The sequence below is a fragment of the Ornithinibacillus jepli genome (assembly GCF_047228935.1).
GTDB lineage: Bacteria > Bacillota > Bacilli > Bacillales > Amphibacillaceae > Ornithinibacillus.
The window spans coordinates 465,106-477,589 of record NZ_JBFEGG010000003.1 but is presented as its reverse complement, the minus strand read 5'-3'; the positions used below and the strand labels follow the sequence as shown (position 1 = coordinate 477,589).

The window sequence follows — 12,484 nt, the reverse complement described above, 5'->3', positions numbered from 1 at the left end:
AATAATAGAGGTGAAAGTAATTTGAAAAAAAAATTAGATAAACGAATCGAAATATCCTCTTGGATTATCGTTACCATATTATTGATCAAATTTATACCTAGAGATAAAATACGAGAAGCTCATACTTCCTTTTTCTTTAAACAATTTATTACTTGGCTATTTGGTTTACTTGTAGTCGAGAAAAAATTCATCTCCTACCCTAACCGCATGTTCTTTAAACACGCGAATAAAACAAGCTTCACATTTGAATATTTTGTTTATCCAGGTTTATGTACACTATTTAATTTGTATTACCCTTTAGAAAGGTCTAACATTATCAAAATACTTTACTACCTATTACACACGTCCATTATTACAGTGTTTGAGGCATTAGCAGTAAAGTACACAAATTTAATAAATTACAAAAAATGGACTTGGTATTACAGCTTCATTACAGTATGGCTAACTTATTATTTATCACATATTTACCATAAATGGTATTTTAAAAGACATGAAAACAACTAGTCTTATACTTATCTTTAATACTAACATATTATTCAAAAAAATAAGATAACCTACATTTATTGTATTTCATTTTAGCATAATACTGGAGCAGTCTGTGTAATCGATTAGGTTAAACTAAATCAATACTATAAAATATTCCTACTTGATAGAAAAAATAAGTACCCTAAAAGTAGCTTTCAAGCCACTTTTAGAGTACTTTACAATATTAGTTAAACTTTAATTTATACTATAACCTTACCCAATTAATTAAACAGTATATTTCTCAGCTTCAATAATGCCTGCTGCAATTTCACGCTTTTTCGCGATTACATTCGTAGGAGTGTGGCGAGTAAGCTTACGAAGTGATGAAAGCATCATACGTAAAGTATCTCCTTCTTCTACTGCGATCAACGTTTCTTTCGCATCAGCTTCAATTCGGTTAAACGCCTCTTGTACATATACTTGTGTATAAAGAAGTTTTTGCTTATTCTTTTCTGCGCCAGTAGCATTGATTGCTTTTTCTGTACGAAGAATTGCACTTTCCATGTTGTATACCTCTGCAACCATATCTGCAAGATTTACCAAAATTTCTTGTTCTTGATCAATCTTTTGCATGTACTTTTGCGCAGCTAATCCAGCACCAAGTAATACGATTTTCTTAGCGTTTTTCAATAGATACTTTTCTTGCTCAAGAGGTTCTGTACCTGGTTCTTCTGGCATTAACATCATTAATTCTTCTTGTAAGCTCATTGCTTTTTGGAATAGAGGTAATTCACCCTTCATTGCTTTCTTGAGAAGTGTACCTGGGACTAATAAACGGTTAATTTCGTTTGTACCTTCAAAGATACGGTTGATACGAGAGTCGCGATAGATACGTTCTACTTCGTATTCTTGCATGAAACCATATCCACCGTGCATTTGAACTGCTTCATCCGCAGCATGGTCTAATAATTCTGTTGCCATATACTTGTTCATAGAGCACTCGATTTGGTATTCAGCGATAGCACGTGCAATTTCACGTCCATCCTTTAATTGTTCATCTGTCAATGATCCCATACGTTGTTCAAATAAACCAACTGTACGGTAAACTGCACTTTCATTTGCATAGATTTCAGATGCGATAGTTGCTAATTTTTCTTGTGTAAGTGAAAACTTTGAAATAGGTGTATTGAATTGTTTGCGTTGGTTGACGTATTGTGTGGCAACTTCTAGTGCACGTTTTGCTCCACCAACACCACCAATTGCTAACTTATAACGACCAACGTTTAAGATGTTAAATGCGATTACGTGACCGCGACCTTTTTCACCTAGTAGGTTTTCAACTGGAACTTCTGCATCTTCCAAAATTAACGTACGAGTAGAAGATGATTTAATACCCATTTTCTTTTCTTCTGGACCTGTAGAAACTCCTGGGAAGTCACGTTCTACGATAAATGCTGTAAAATGCTCGCCATCAATTTTTGCATATACAACGAATACATCTGCAAATGCAGAGTTTGTAATCCATTGCTTTTCACCATTTAGAATGTAGTGTGTTCCAGCTTCATTTAATTTAGCAGTTGTTTTCGCTCCTAAAGCATCTGAACCTGATCCAGGTTCTGTTAATGCGTATGCAGCAATTAGTTCACCTGTTGCAAGTTTAGGTAAATATTTTTCTTTTTGCTCTTCGTTACCGAAAAATACGATTGGTAGAGAACCAATACCTACATGTGCTCCGTGAGAGATGGAGAATCCACCTGCTCGTGAAAATTTTTCTGTGATTAGAGATGAGCTGATTTTATCTAATGCAAGACCTCCGTATTCTTCTGGCACGTCAGCTCCTAATAGCCCTAGTTCTCCGGCTTTTTTCAGCAGGTCTACGGAATGTTCGAATTCATGATTCTCTAGTTTTTCGGTTAATGGTAGTACTTCTCCTATTACGAAGTCTTCAGTAGTTTTGGCAATCATTTTGTGTTCGTCTGTAAAGTCTTCTGGTGTGATGATGTCTTCGCCTTTAAGATCTTCTACTAAGAAGGATCCGCCTTTGAATAATTTTTCTTTTGTTTCGCTCATTTATTAACATCCTCTCTTAAAATAAAAATTAGTTATAGCACCTAATCCGCGAGTCGAATACACTTCGCTTAGAGCAACATTGATAGTCTTTCTTCCATACTAATCTACCAAGCTTATAAATACGTATTTTCATGATTAATCAACTACTAACCTACAAAAGTTCAAATACTCCTGCTGCTCCCATTCCGCCACCGATACACATGGTGACTACGCCGAATTGGATGTTACGGCGTTTCATTTCGTAGGCTAAACTCAGGGTTAGCTTTGTTCCAGTCATGCCTAATGGGTGACCTAGGGCGATTGCTCCGCCGTTAACATTTACAATGGAAGTGTCTAAATCTAGTGCTTGAATTACTCGAACAGATTGAGAAGCAAATGCCTCATTTAACTCGAACAATCCGATATCAGATAGGCTCAGTCCTGCTATTTCTAAAGCTTTTGGAATTGCTTTTACTGGACCTACTCCCATTATTTCTGGTTCCACACCCGCTACTGCAAATGAACGGAATTTTACTAAAGGCTTAAGACCTTCTGCCTCCGCCTTTTCACGATCCATTACCAGTACGGATGCTGCTCCATCACTCATTTGCGATGAATTACCTGCTGTTACTGTACCCTTTACATGAAATGCTGGTCGCAACTTTGCTAGTACTTCCAATGTTGTATCTGCCCTTACACCTTCGTCCGTATCAAAGAGGAAGGTCTTTTCTTCTACTTTGTTGTTTTTTCCTATGAAGCGTTCTGTTACTTCAACTGGAACAATTTCATCTTTAAATTTACCTTCTGCAATTGCTTTCGCAGCACGCTTATGACTTTCTACAGCAAACGCATCTTGATCTTCACGGGAAATTCCAAAGCGATTTGCTACTTCTTCAGCGGTATGCCCCATTCCCATGTAATAACCTGGTGCACTTTCAACTAAGGTAGGGTTTGGTTTAATAACGTGACCCGGCATTGGTACTAGACTCATAGATTCTGCACCACCAGCTATTATCGTGTCACTAGCTCCAAGCATGATACGTTCTGAGGCATAAGCAATACTTTGTAATCCCGAAGAACAATAACGGTTTATTGTAATACCTGGAACGTCATGCTTTAGACCTGCTAGCCCAGCAATATTACGCGCCATATTCATTCCTTGCTCTGCTTCAGGAATAGCACAGCCAATAATGACATCATCGATATTTCCATCATAGCCACCGGCACGTTTTAACGTTTCTTTAATCGTTAATGCCGCTAGATCATCTGGACGAGTATCCCTTAACGAGCCTTTTTTTGCCTTGCCTACAGGGGTTCTAGCACCTGCTACAATTACTGCTTCTCTCATCCTTACTTCCCCCTATCTAATTCCTTAATGGTTTTCCTTTTAATAGCATGTGTTGCATACGAGCTTGTGTCTTCGGTTCTGCGATTAAGCTTAAGAATGCTTCACGCTCTAAATCAAGCATCACTTGCTCATCAATTAATGTACCTTCTTTAATACGTCCACCTGATAATACATATGCTAATTTTTCAGCGATTTTTACATCATGTTCTGATGCATAACCGCCAAATTGTAACGTTTTTGCTCCTAATAACATCGCTGCATATCCAGCTTCACCAACAACAGGAATCTTCTCACGCTTTGGTGCACGATATCCTGCATTTGCTAATTCAAGTACCCGTTGCTTAGCGTCATATATTAAGTGATCTGGATTAACACTAATACGGTCATTTGCATCTAAGAAACCATTTTCTCTTGCTTCCTCAGCAGATGTTGAAACTTGAGCCATGGCAACCTTTTCGAATACGTCATTTGCAACCTTCGTTAAATCAAAGTCAATACCCTTCGGAAGATTACGAAGTTTTTTCATATAAAGCTCTTTCGTACCGCCTCCGCCAGGGATTAATCCTACCCCGAATTCAACGAGGCCCATATAGGTCTCAGTTGATGCTTGAAGTGCTGCAGCTGGTAGTGAAACCTCAGCACCGCCACCTAGGGTCATATTAAATGGCGCAACAACAACTGGTTTGTCTGAATACTTAATGGTTGTTCCCATATCTTGGAACATTTTGACAACCATATCTAGCTCGAAGAAGTTATCATCTTGAGCTTCCATCAACATTAATGCTAAGTTTGCACCAACACTAAAGTTCTTCCCTTGGTTACCAATAACAAGACCTTTATAATTTTTGCTTACTTCTTCAATAGCGTAATTTACCATTTGAATGGTATCGAACCCAATAGCATTACTTTTCGAATGGAACTCTAGTAAAGCAACACCATCTCCGATATCAATTAAACTTGCACCAGAATTTTTCTTAATAACACCATTTACATCTTTTAGTCGCTTAATATTAATTTCTTTTGGATTAAAATCTTGTTGTTTATATTCGCCTTTTTCAAAGTAAAAAACATTTCCATTATCGTATTTATAGAAAGATTCATTTCCTGCTTCAAGCATTTCTAGTACCCAATTAGGAACGGTTTCTCCTTCTTGTTTCATTCTTTCTACTGACGATTTAAGTCCAATTGCATCCCACGTCTCAAATGGACCGATTTCCCAACCGAAGCCCCACTTCATTGCTTGGTCAATTGCAACGATATCATCAGCAATTTCGCCAACTAGCTCTGCCGAGTATATTAATGCTGGCTTTAAAATGTTCCAAATTAAATCACCAGCACGGTCACCTTTTGCGGATACAAGCGCTTTCAATTTATTTCGAGAACCTTTAGCCTGCTTTGCCATTTCTATAGCAGGAGATTTTAATTTCTTACGGTCTTCATATTCTAATGTTTCGGGATTTAATTCATAAATCGCACTTCCGTCTTTACCTTTTTTCTTCAAGAAAAATCCTTGGCCACTTTTTGCTCCAAGATAGCCTCGTTCTTGCATCTTATGCATAAATTCTGGAATATCGAATACTTCCTTCTCCATACCACCTACTTGTTCATAAACATTGCGAGCAACATGGACAAAAGTATCTAATCCTACAACATCTAACGTACGGAAAGTTGCACTTTTCGGTCTACCAATTAATGGTCCTGTTACGGAATCAACTTCCCCAACACTATAACCACCTTTGAGCATTTCTCTAACCGTTACTAACAGTCCATAAGTTCCAATACGGTTAGCAATAAAGTTCGGTGTGTCTTTTGCTTCTACAACACCTTTTCCTAAAACATCCTCCCCGAACTGCTTCATAAAGCTTAGCACTTCTGGATCTGTATGCTTTGTTGGTATTACTTCAAGCAGCTTTAAATATCTAGGTGGATTGAAGAAATGTGTTCCTAAGAAATGCCTTTGGAAATCTTCTGAACGTCCTTCAACCATAGCTTCCACAGAAATACCAGAAGTATTTGAGCTCACGATGGAACCTTGCTTTCGATATTGATCCACCTTTTCAAACACTATTTTCTTAATATCTAGTCGTTCCACTACTACTTCGATAATCCAATCAACTTCTGATAACTTCTCCATATCATCATCCATATTTCCAACTTCAATTAAGTCAAGGTTTGATTTGGATGTGATAGGTGATGGTTTTTGCTTTAATAAAGCCTTTTTACTTTCCGCTGCAATTTTGTTCCGTACAGCCTTATCCTCAAGAGTAAGTCCTTTTTTCTCCTCTTCCTCTGTTAATGCTCTTGGTACTATATCAAGCATTAAAGTTGGAATCCCTATATTGGCTAAGTGAGCAGCAATTCCGGACCCCATTACTCCTGAGCCTAAGACAGCAGCACGCTTGATTGTTCGCTTCATGTTTTGTCCCCCAATCACACTTGAATGAATACTCATTCATTTTTTTGGTAAAAAATTAAGGACAGTCTCCTATCCATCTATATTTACTATAAATTATATTCAGACATTTCGCAATAACCAAATACAATTTATTATAAAATCTTATTTATTTACAATTAACAAGGATCATTCGTATACATTATCTGAAATAGTGGAAAATTACGATATAGGATAACTAAAGAAAAATCGTAATCATTCCTATTTACAAGACCGTAATCATTACGATATTATATGATATACGGTAATATAATTTTATGACTTAGTGAGGAATAAAATGAAACCTATTTCCGTCCTTCTTACGATTATATTATTGAGTATACTATTTTTCGGTTGCCAAAGTGAAACCAGTAATATAGATCAAAATCATAAGCTAACTATCTATACGTCTTTATACCCGATTAACTATTTAGTTAATCGTATCGGGGCTGAGACAGCTGTAACTAAATCAGTCCTTCCCCCTGGAGTAGACGCACATGCATTTGAGCCAACTATCAAAGCAATTACCCATCTAGCAAGAAGTGATGCGTTCATATATATGGGAAAAGGAATGGAAGGATTTACAGAAAATATAGCGAATGCTTTAGAATTACAGGATATTAAACTTCTAGCTCTAGGGGAATACGAAGAACTGTTTCACGGAATAAGGCATTCCCACGATGGGGATGTTTTTCAAGCTGTTAAACAGCAACATACAGATAAAAATAAGGAAACAAACCAAACAAACTTAAATCAGATAGACCCTTTTGGGCATGAAGGTCATAATCATAGCGGCGAAGATCCACATGTATGGATTGATCCATTACGGATGATTGAAATGGGACATATTATAGCAAGCTTTTTAATAGAACTTAACCCAACAAATAAAGATTCGTATATAACAAACTTTAACTCATTAAAAGAAGAGCTTTTAAAGTTAGATAAACTTTTTGTGAATACATTGGATTCAAAGATTAATAAAAAAATTCTTGTCTCACATGCTGCTTATGGCTATTGGGAAGAACGTTATGGAATCGAACAAATCTCTATAAATGGAATTTCTTCCTCATCTGAACCATCTCAAAAAGATTTAGTAGATATCATAGAACAAGCAAACACAAGTAATCTTCACTATATAATTTTGGAACAAAATACTAAAAATAACGTATCGGAAATTATTCAAGAATATATAGATGCAGAACTACTTAACATTCACAATCTTTCTGTTTTAACAGATAAAGATATTCATAATCATGAAGATTATTTTTCTTTAATGAAGAAAAACCTTAACGTATTAGATAAAGCAACCAAATGAAAGGAAGCTAGGCATGAATTCGATTATTTCATTAAACGATATTAGTTATTCCTATGACAAGAAACCCGTACTTCAGCATGTTAATTTTGAGTTACCTAAAGGTGCCTTTGTAGGATTACTAGGTCCAAATGGTGGCGGGAAAACAACTCTAATTAAAATCATTCTAGGTATGGCACGACCTGACCAAGGAACAGTCACCCTCTTTAATAAGCCGATAAATGAATTTAAAGATTGGAATAAAATAGGGTTTGTTTCTCAAAAATCAAATTCCTTTAATAAAGGTTTTCCTGCAACCGTGTATGAAGTAGTTTCTACTGGATTAACGAGTAAGGTTGGTTACTTTAAATTTTTCAAACAAAAAGATAAAGAAAAAATTCTAAGTGCGATTGACGCTGTAGGCATGAGCGAATATACAAACCAAAATATAGGTAACTTATCAGGCGGACAGCAGCAGCGTATATTCATCGCCCGAGCATTAGTAAGTGAACCTGAGTTAATTATTCTGGATGAACCGACAGTTGGTATTGATTCAGAGAATGTCCAACGTTTCTATGAATTATTACATGATTTGAATAAACATAATGGTATTACCTTACTTTTAGTTACACATGACACTGGAACGATGACAAAGTATGCTACCGATATTGTTTGTCTAAATAGAACACTTCATTTTCATGGTAAACCGGAAGAATATGCACGCTTAACAGAAAAAGAGATGTCAAAACTTTATGGTCACCCGGTGAATATCGTATCCCACGACCATTAATGTTGGAGGAGAACTAATGATAGCAGATTTATTAGCATTTGATTTTTTAAGGCAAACATTTTTAACAGGGATATTAATAGGAATTATTGCTCCATTGCTTGGGACATTTATAGTAGTTAGAAGACTCTCATTAATAGCCGATGCATTATCCCATGTCACGTTAGCAGGGATTGCATTTGGACTATTTGTAGAAAAAAAGTTTGCTTTCTATATGTTTCCACCTTTATATGGTGGATTACTATTTTCTGTACTAGGTTCCATATTTATTGAAAAACTGCGTAGTGTCTATAAAGCATACCAAGAAATAGCGATACCAATTATTCTATCTGGCGGAGTTGGTCTCAGTGTAATCTTTATCGCACTAGCTGACGGCTTTAATACCGAACTAATGAATTATCTTTTCGGCTCTGCTTCAGCTGTTAGTAAAACTGACTTTATCACGATATTAATTATTACTGTCTTTGTTTTATTTATTATAACGATGTTTTACAAAGAGTTGTTTACGTTATCTTTTGATGAAGAGCATTCGAAAGTGTCAGGCATTCATTCGAAGCAAATACATCTTTTGTTTATCATCTTAACTGCTCTAGTAATCGCTGCTTCGATTCAAATTGTAGGGGTACTATTAGTGTCTGCATTAATGACATTACCTGTTGCAGCTAGTATGCGAATCGCAAAAGGTTTCAAACAAATGATGTTTTTAGCTATTGCATTTGGTGAATTAGCTGTTATGATAGGATTAATCTCAGGTTATTATTTAAATATTCCACCTGGAGGAACAATTGTAGTTGTAGCAATCATTATTTTATTGATTACTATTGGCTATAGACGACTTAAAGAATCAAAACTGGGGGCTAAATCATGAAAACCCAAGAAGCAATTGAATTATTAAAGAAAAAAGGCTATAAAACTACTGGAAAAAGAAAAGATATTTTAACATTTTTCGAGAATGCTGATGGTTACCGAACTGCTAAGGATCTTATCCAGCATTTAGAAGAGACTTACGAAGGTATCAGCTTTGATACGATTTATCGAAATCTACACCTTTATAATGAAGTTGGTATTTTAGAAGTGACCGAGTTAAATGGTGAAAAACATTTTCGTATGAATTGCACAAGCCATCACCACCACCACTTTATTTGTAAAGATTGTGGGAAAACGAAAGAAATAGAAGTTTGTCCTATGGAAGAGGTAAAAAGATCTTTATCTAACTATGAAATAGAGGACCATAAATTTGAAATTTATGGATTATGTCCTTCATGTCAAACAGTTTAGCAATATATTTAGCTGTTGGAGTCGGTGGTATGTTAGGTGCAACCGGCCGATATCTATTATCAGTTTTTTTTCATAGTGGATATATATTTCCATTTGGGACGTTACTTGCAAATTTAATAGGCTGCTTCTTATTAAGTTTTATAATAAATCAGCCCCTTCTTAAAAATAAAGTTTCAACTCCAGTGTTTACAGGAATTAGTACTGGTTTAATTGGGGCTTTTACCACTTTTTCGACCTTTGCAGTAGAAACAATCCAGCTAGGTTATCAAAATTTCGTTCTAGCTATAGTTTATGTTTTCGTTAGTCTTTTTGGTGGACTTCTCGTATGTTTTATTGGCTATAAATTTGCTTTAAAAGGACAGAAAAGACATGAACATATTATTAATTAGTGTAGGAGGATTTATTGGTAGTATCCTCCGCTTTTATATTTCTCGAATACTAAATAAACGATTAATTAGTACTTGGATTGCAAATATTACTGGATCCTTCTTACTAGCGATAACTGTATACTTATATGCTAATGGAGTAATCTATGAACGACTTTGGGCAATTTTAGGTATAGGGTTTTGTGGTGCTTATACTACCTTTTCAACGTTTGGAAATGAAGTCATACAATCACTTTTGCATAGAAACTACAAAGAAGCAGTAGTCTATGTTACAACTTCTATTATAACTGCTACTCTAGTTGTACTTATAACATTCTTTTTACTAGGATATAAGTTTTAATCCGATTGCTGCGGTTAATACCATACAAATAAATAGAATTCGTAATAAATCTTTTGACTCATTATACAACACCATTCCTATAATCACACTACCAACAGTGCCAATACCAGTCCAAACTGCATATGCTGTTCCCATAGCAATGGTTTGCATAGAGATGGCTAAAAAGATAAAACTTAAGCTAAAACCACCAATTAACAACGAAAAGCTCCAAATGCTTTTCCTCTTGTTAACTTGACTAATTCCCATCACCCCTAATATTTCGCCAATCCCAGCTATAATTAGATAAATCCAATCCATTATTCCTGTACCCCTTCCTGTTCCACTTTCTTAGTAACAACTTTCAACCCAATTACACCAACTAAAAGTAATAGAATTAATGCAATCTTCATCAGTTGAAAAGGTTCTCCAAAAACAACCATCTCAACCAACACAGTTCCTGCAGTTCCGCTACCTGTAAATACTGCGTAAGTTGTACCGGTTGGTAATTTACTAGATGCAACTAGCAATGCATGCATACTAACGTAAATAGCTATTATTGTTAACCCCCATGTCAACATACTATCAGCATGCTTTAAGCCAACAACCCAGCAAACTTCAAATAAAACACCTAACCAAACTAAATTCCAATACTTTTTCATAACTTCACCTCAAAAATTCATTAAAAAAAGCCCAGGAGAGATATCATCATTTACAGATATCCTCCCGGGCTTTTATCCCTCCGTGTACACTCTCGTGCGTTTTCTCTCGGTCCAGACCAAAAAATTGCGGAACCCTAGAAAACATTCTAGTACCTATTATTACATAAAAAACAATCAATTACTACTTAGATTCATTTTCCTTATATTTTACCAATTCCTTTTCGAAGTCCTTTAACATATTTCTAAATTCTACTTCTTCTTCAGGGGACGAATTCATTTCACCATATCGTACCTTTTGATAAATTTGTAGATCTGCTTCTAGGCCAAGCCGCTTAAACCAATTCTCGATTGATTCGTGGCTTAATCTACCAAGTTCTAATTTTGCTGCTTTCTTTTCAAAATCATAAACTAACCTTCGAATAGGATTAGTTGGCTTTTTCCCTCTCTTCCTAGACGATTTTTTTGTAAAAGATTGATTACCGACAATCTCTTCTTCTCGTAATTCAAAACCACGTGAGTCATCTTGGACTACTTCTTTCCCCTTCTCCTTCATCGCCTTATACAAGATAATTATAAAGGCTACTAAAAGTAATCCAAATATAGCAAACAAAATAATATTGACATCTACACCTTCAGTATATTCAAAGCTAGGCATCTCTGCTTGTTCCGCTTCCTCAAAACCACCCATTTCAATTGGTTCTAACTCATCCACTCCTGATTTAAAGAAATCACTAATACCTAAGAATTCAAAAAATCTAGCAATCCCTCCTGCAAAGAGGGTTATAATACCACCGATTGCACTCCAAACTTTGGCTGTCATGCTTGTTATTGTATTGGAAAACAAATAAATGAATAAGATAACCGTAGCAAAAAAGCCTCCCCATTTAAACCATTCAAAACGATTAATAACTCTTCGCTTTTCAGGCTCAATGACAAACAAATGGCTAAATGTATGCCCTAAAAGAATAATCGCTATTTGTAGTATAAGATAAATAACAACTTCAAAATCACGCGCAATAAATAATGCTAATATAGTAAGTAGTATCGTCGCTCCTAAGTAAGTTGCTTCATTTCCAATAAACGTATTGCCTCGAATAGAGATAAACCTCCAAGCTAGTAATCCAGAAAACAACATACTTAACAATAATGTATACCCTACTGTATAAAACAAAATCACTAGAATAGGAATCGATATAACATATAGGACATAATTTTTTGCATACTTAGAGATAAAAGAATATGCTAACGAAATTCCAATAACTAACGCCATATACTTCCATATCGAAACATTCTCATAGTAAGTAAATGAAATAGGCAATAATGCCAAATAGATAATGATAGCTTCGTTTATAAAATGGTAAGCATGCGTTATGTAATATAATTTTAAATGCATGACTTTCATCTCCATGTGATTAATTATTCGTATTACTTTAACAATACGCCTAGATTTTAAGAATAAGAGGGTAGTTTT

General features: G+C 35.5%; 13 protein-coding genes and 1 riboswitch. Of the genes, 7 read left to right on the top strand and 6 right to left on the bottom strand.

What is annotated here, in order from left to right; translation table 11 throughout:
- Positions 1-21: 21 nt before the first annotated feature.
- Positions 22-504: a CBO0543 family protein gene (locus AB1K81_RS14085; protein WP_412977288.1), complete on the top strand. Its 483-nt coding sequence runs from the start codon at positions 22-24 to the stop codon at positions 502-504.
- A 246-nt stretch (positions 505-750) separates the two neighbouring features.
- Here AB1K81_RS14085 and AB1K81_RS14080 read toward each other — a convergent pair whose 3' ends face one another.
- The 3 genes from AB1K81_RS14080 to AB1K81_RS14070 form a co-directional block, all read right to left on the bottom strand.
- Positions 751-2,535 (bottom strand): acyl-CoA dehydrogenase FadE, encoded by a 1,785-nt coding sequence (locus tag AB1K81_RS14080; protein WP_412977287.1) that lies wholly within the window; start codon positions 2,533-2,535, stop codon positions 751-753.
- A gap of 151 nt (positions 2,536-2,686) precedes the next feature.
- Positions 2,687-3,862 carry an acetyl-CoA C-acetyltransferase gene (locus AB1K81_RS14075; RefSeq protein WP_412977286.1) on the bottom strand — a complete coding sequence of 392 codons (1,176 nt, stop codon included), beginning with the start codon at positions 3,860-3,862 and terminating at the stop codon, positions 2,687-2,689.
- Between the two features lie 16 nt (positions 3,863-3,878).
- A complete protein-coding gene (locus AB1K81_RS14070; RefSeq protein ID WP_412977285.1) occupies positions 3,879-6,278 on the bottom strand; it encodes a 3-hydroxyacyl-CoA dehydrogenase/enoyl-CoA hydratase family protein in 2,400 nt (799 codons plus the stop codon).
- Between the two features lie 313 nt (positions 6,279-6,591).
- Between AB1K81_RS14070 and AB1K81_RS14065 the strand changes: the two genes are divergently transcribed.
- The 6 genes from AB1K81_RS14065 to AB1K81_RS14040 are packed head-to-tail and all read left to right on the top strand — an operon-like array spanning position 6,592 to position 10,375.
- Positions 6,592-7,608 carry a metal ABC transporter solute-binding protein, Zn/Mn family gene (locus tag AB1K81_RS14065; protein WP_412977284.1) on the top strand — a complete coding sequence of 339 codons (1,017 nt, stop codon included), beginning with the start codon at positions 6,592-6,594 and terminating at the stop codon, positions 7,606-7,608.
- 13 nt (positions 7,609-7,621) lie between these two features.
- On the top strand, positions 7,622-8,374 hold the full coding sequence (locus AB1K81_RS14060; protein WP_412977283.1) for a metal ABC transporter ATP-binding protein: 753 nt from the start codon (positions 7,622-7,624) through the stop codon (positions 8,372-8,374).
- 16 nt (positions 8,375-8,390) lie between these two features.
- The gene (locus AB1K81_RS14055) at positions 8,391-9,239 is read left to right on the top strand and encodes a metal ABC transporter permease (protein WP_412977282.1); all 849 of its coding nucleotides are present in this window, start codon (positions 8,391-8,393) and stop codon (positions 9,237-9,239) included.
- Positions 9,236-9,649, top strand: a complete 414-nt coding sequence (locus AB1K81_RS14050) for a Fur family transcriptional regulator (protein ID WP_412977281.1) — start codon at positions 9,236-9,238, stop codon at positions 9,647-9,649. Before AB1K81_RS14055 ends, AB1K81_RS14050 begins: the two co-directional genes overlap by 4 nt.
- Positions 9,634-10,038 carry a fluoride efflux transporter FluC gene (locus AB1K81_RS14045; RefSeq protein ID WP_412977280.1) on the top strand — a complete coding sequence of 135 codons (405 nt, stop codon included), beginning with the start codon at positions 9,634-9,636 and terminating at the stop codon, positions 10,036-10,038. Before AB1K81_RS14050 ends, AB1K81_RS14045 begins: the two co-directional genes overlap by 16 nt.
- The gene (locus tag AB1K81_RS14040) at positions 10,019-10,375 is read left to right on the top strand and encodes a fluoride efflux transporter FluC (RefSeq protein ID WP_412977279.1); all 357 of its coding nucleotides are present in this window, start codon (positions 10,019-10,021) and stop codon (positions 10,373-10,375) included. The genes AB1K81_RS14045 and AB1K81_RS14040 overlap by 20 nt, the downstream gene beginning before the upstream one ends.
- Here AB1K81_RS14040 and AB1K81_RS14035 read toward each other — a convergent pair.
- From AB1K81_RS14035 to AB1K81_RS14025, 3 genes are all read right to left on the bottom strand, one after another.
- A complete protein-coding gene (locus tag AB1K81_RS14035; RefSeq protein ID WP_412977278.1) occupies positions 10,358-10,672 on the bottom strand; it encodes a DMT family transporter in 315 nt (104 codons plus the stop codon). The genes AB1K81_RS14040 and AB1K81_RS14035 overlap by 18 nt on opposite strands.
- Complete coding sequence (locus AB1K81_RS14030) at positions 10,672-11,013, bottom strand: DMT family transporter (RefSeq protein ID WP_412977277.1); 342 nt, start codon at positions 11,011-11,013, stop codon at positions 10,672-10,674. Before AB1K81_RS14030 ends, AB1K81_RS14035 begins: the two co-directional genes overlap by 1 nt.
- Before the next feature lie 59 nt (positions 11,014-11,072).
- Positions 11,073-11,162: riboswitch (guanidine-I (ykkC/yxkD leader) on the bottom strand.
- 32 nt (positions 11,163-11,194) lie between these two features.
- On the bottom strand, positions 11,195-12,406 hold the full coding sequence (locus tag AB1K81_RS14025; protein ID WP_412977276.1) for a hypothetical protein: 1,212 nt from the start codon (positions 12,404-12,406) through the stop codon (positions 11,195-11,197).
- Between the last annotated feature and the right edge of the window lie 78 nt (positions 12,407-12,484).

What these genes read in the sequence shown, in the direction of transcription:
- AB1K81_RS14080 (WP_412977287.1), bottom strand. Translation starts at nt 2,535, where the DNA reads ATGAGCGAAACAAAAGAAAAATTATTCAAAGGCGGATCCTTCTTAGTA.
- AB1K81_RS14075 (WP_412977286.1), bottom strand. Translation starts at nt 3,862, where the DNA reads ATGAGAGAAGCAGTAATTGTAGCAGGTGCTAGAACCCCTGTAGGCAAG.
- AB1K81_RS14070 (WP_412977285.1), bottom strand. Translation starts at nt 6,278, where the DNA reads ATGAAGCGAACAATCAAGCGTGCTGCTGTCTTAGGCTCAGGAGTAATG.
- AB1K81_RS14065 (WP_412977284.1), top strand. Translation starts at nt 6,592, where the DNA reads ATGAAACCTATTTCCGTCCTTCTTACGATTATATTATTGAGTATACTA.
- AB1K81_RS14060 (WP_412977283.1), top strand. Translation starts at nt 7,622, where the DNA reads ATGAATTCGATTATTTCATTAAACGATATTAGTTATTCCTATGACAAG.
- AB1K81_RS14055 (WP_412977282.1), top strand. Translation starts at nt 8,391, where the DNA reads ATGATAGCAGATTTATTAGCATTTGATTTTTTAAGGCAAACATTTTTA.
- AB1K81_RS14050 (WP_412977281.1), top strand. Translation starts at nt 9,236, where the DNA reads ATGAAAACCCAAGAAGCAATTGAATTATTAAAGAAAAAAGGCTATAAA.
- AB1K81_RS14045 (WP_412977280.1), top strand. Translation starts at nt 9,634, where the DNA reads ATGTCAAACAGTTTAGCAATATATTTAGCTGTTGGAGTCGGTGGTATG.
- AB1K81_RS14040 (WP_412977279.1), top strand. Translation starts at nt 10,019, where the DNA reads ATGAACATATTATTAATTAGTGTAGGAGGATTTATTGGTAGTATCCTC.
- AB1K81_RS14035 (WP_412977278.1), bottom strand. Translation starts at nt 10,672, where the DNA reads ATGGATTGGATTTATCTAATTATAGCTGGGATTGGCGAAATATTAGGG.
- AB1K81_RS14030 (WP_412977277.1), bottom strand. Translation starts at nt 11,013, where the DNA reads ATGAAAAAGTATTGGAATTTAGTTTGGTTAGGTGTTTTATTTGAAGTT.
- AB1K81_RS14025 (WP_412977276.1), bottom strand. Translation starts at nt 12,406, where the DNA reads ATGCATTTAAAATTATATTACATAACGCATGCTTACCATTTTATAAAC.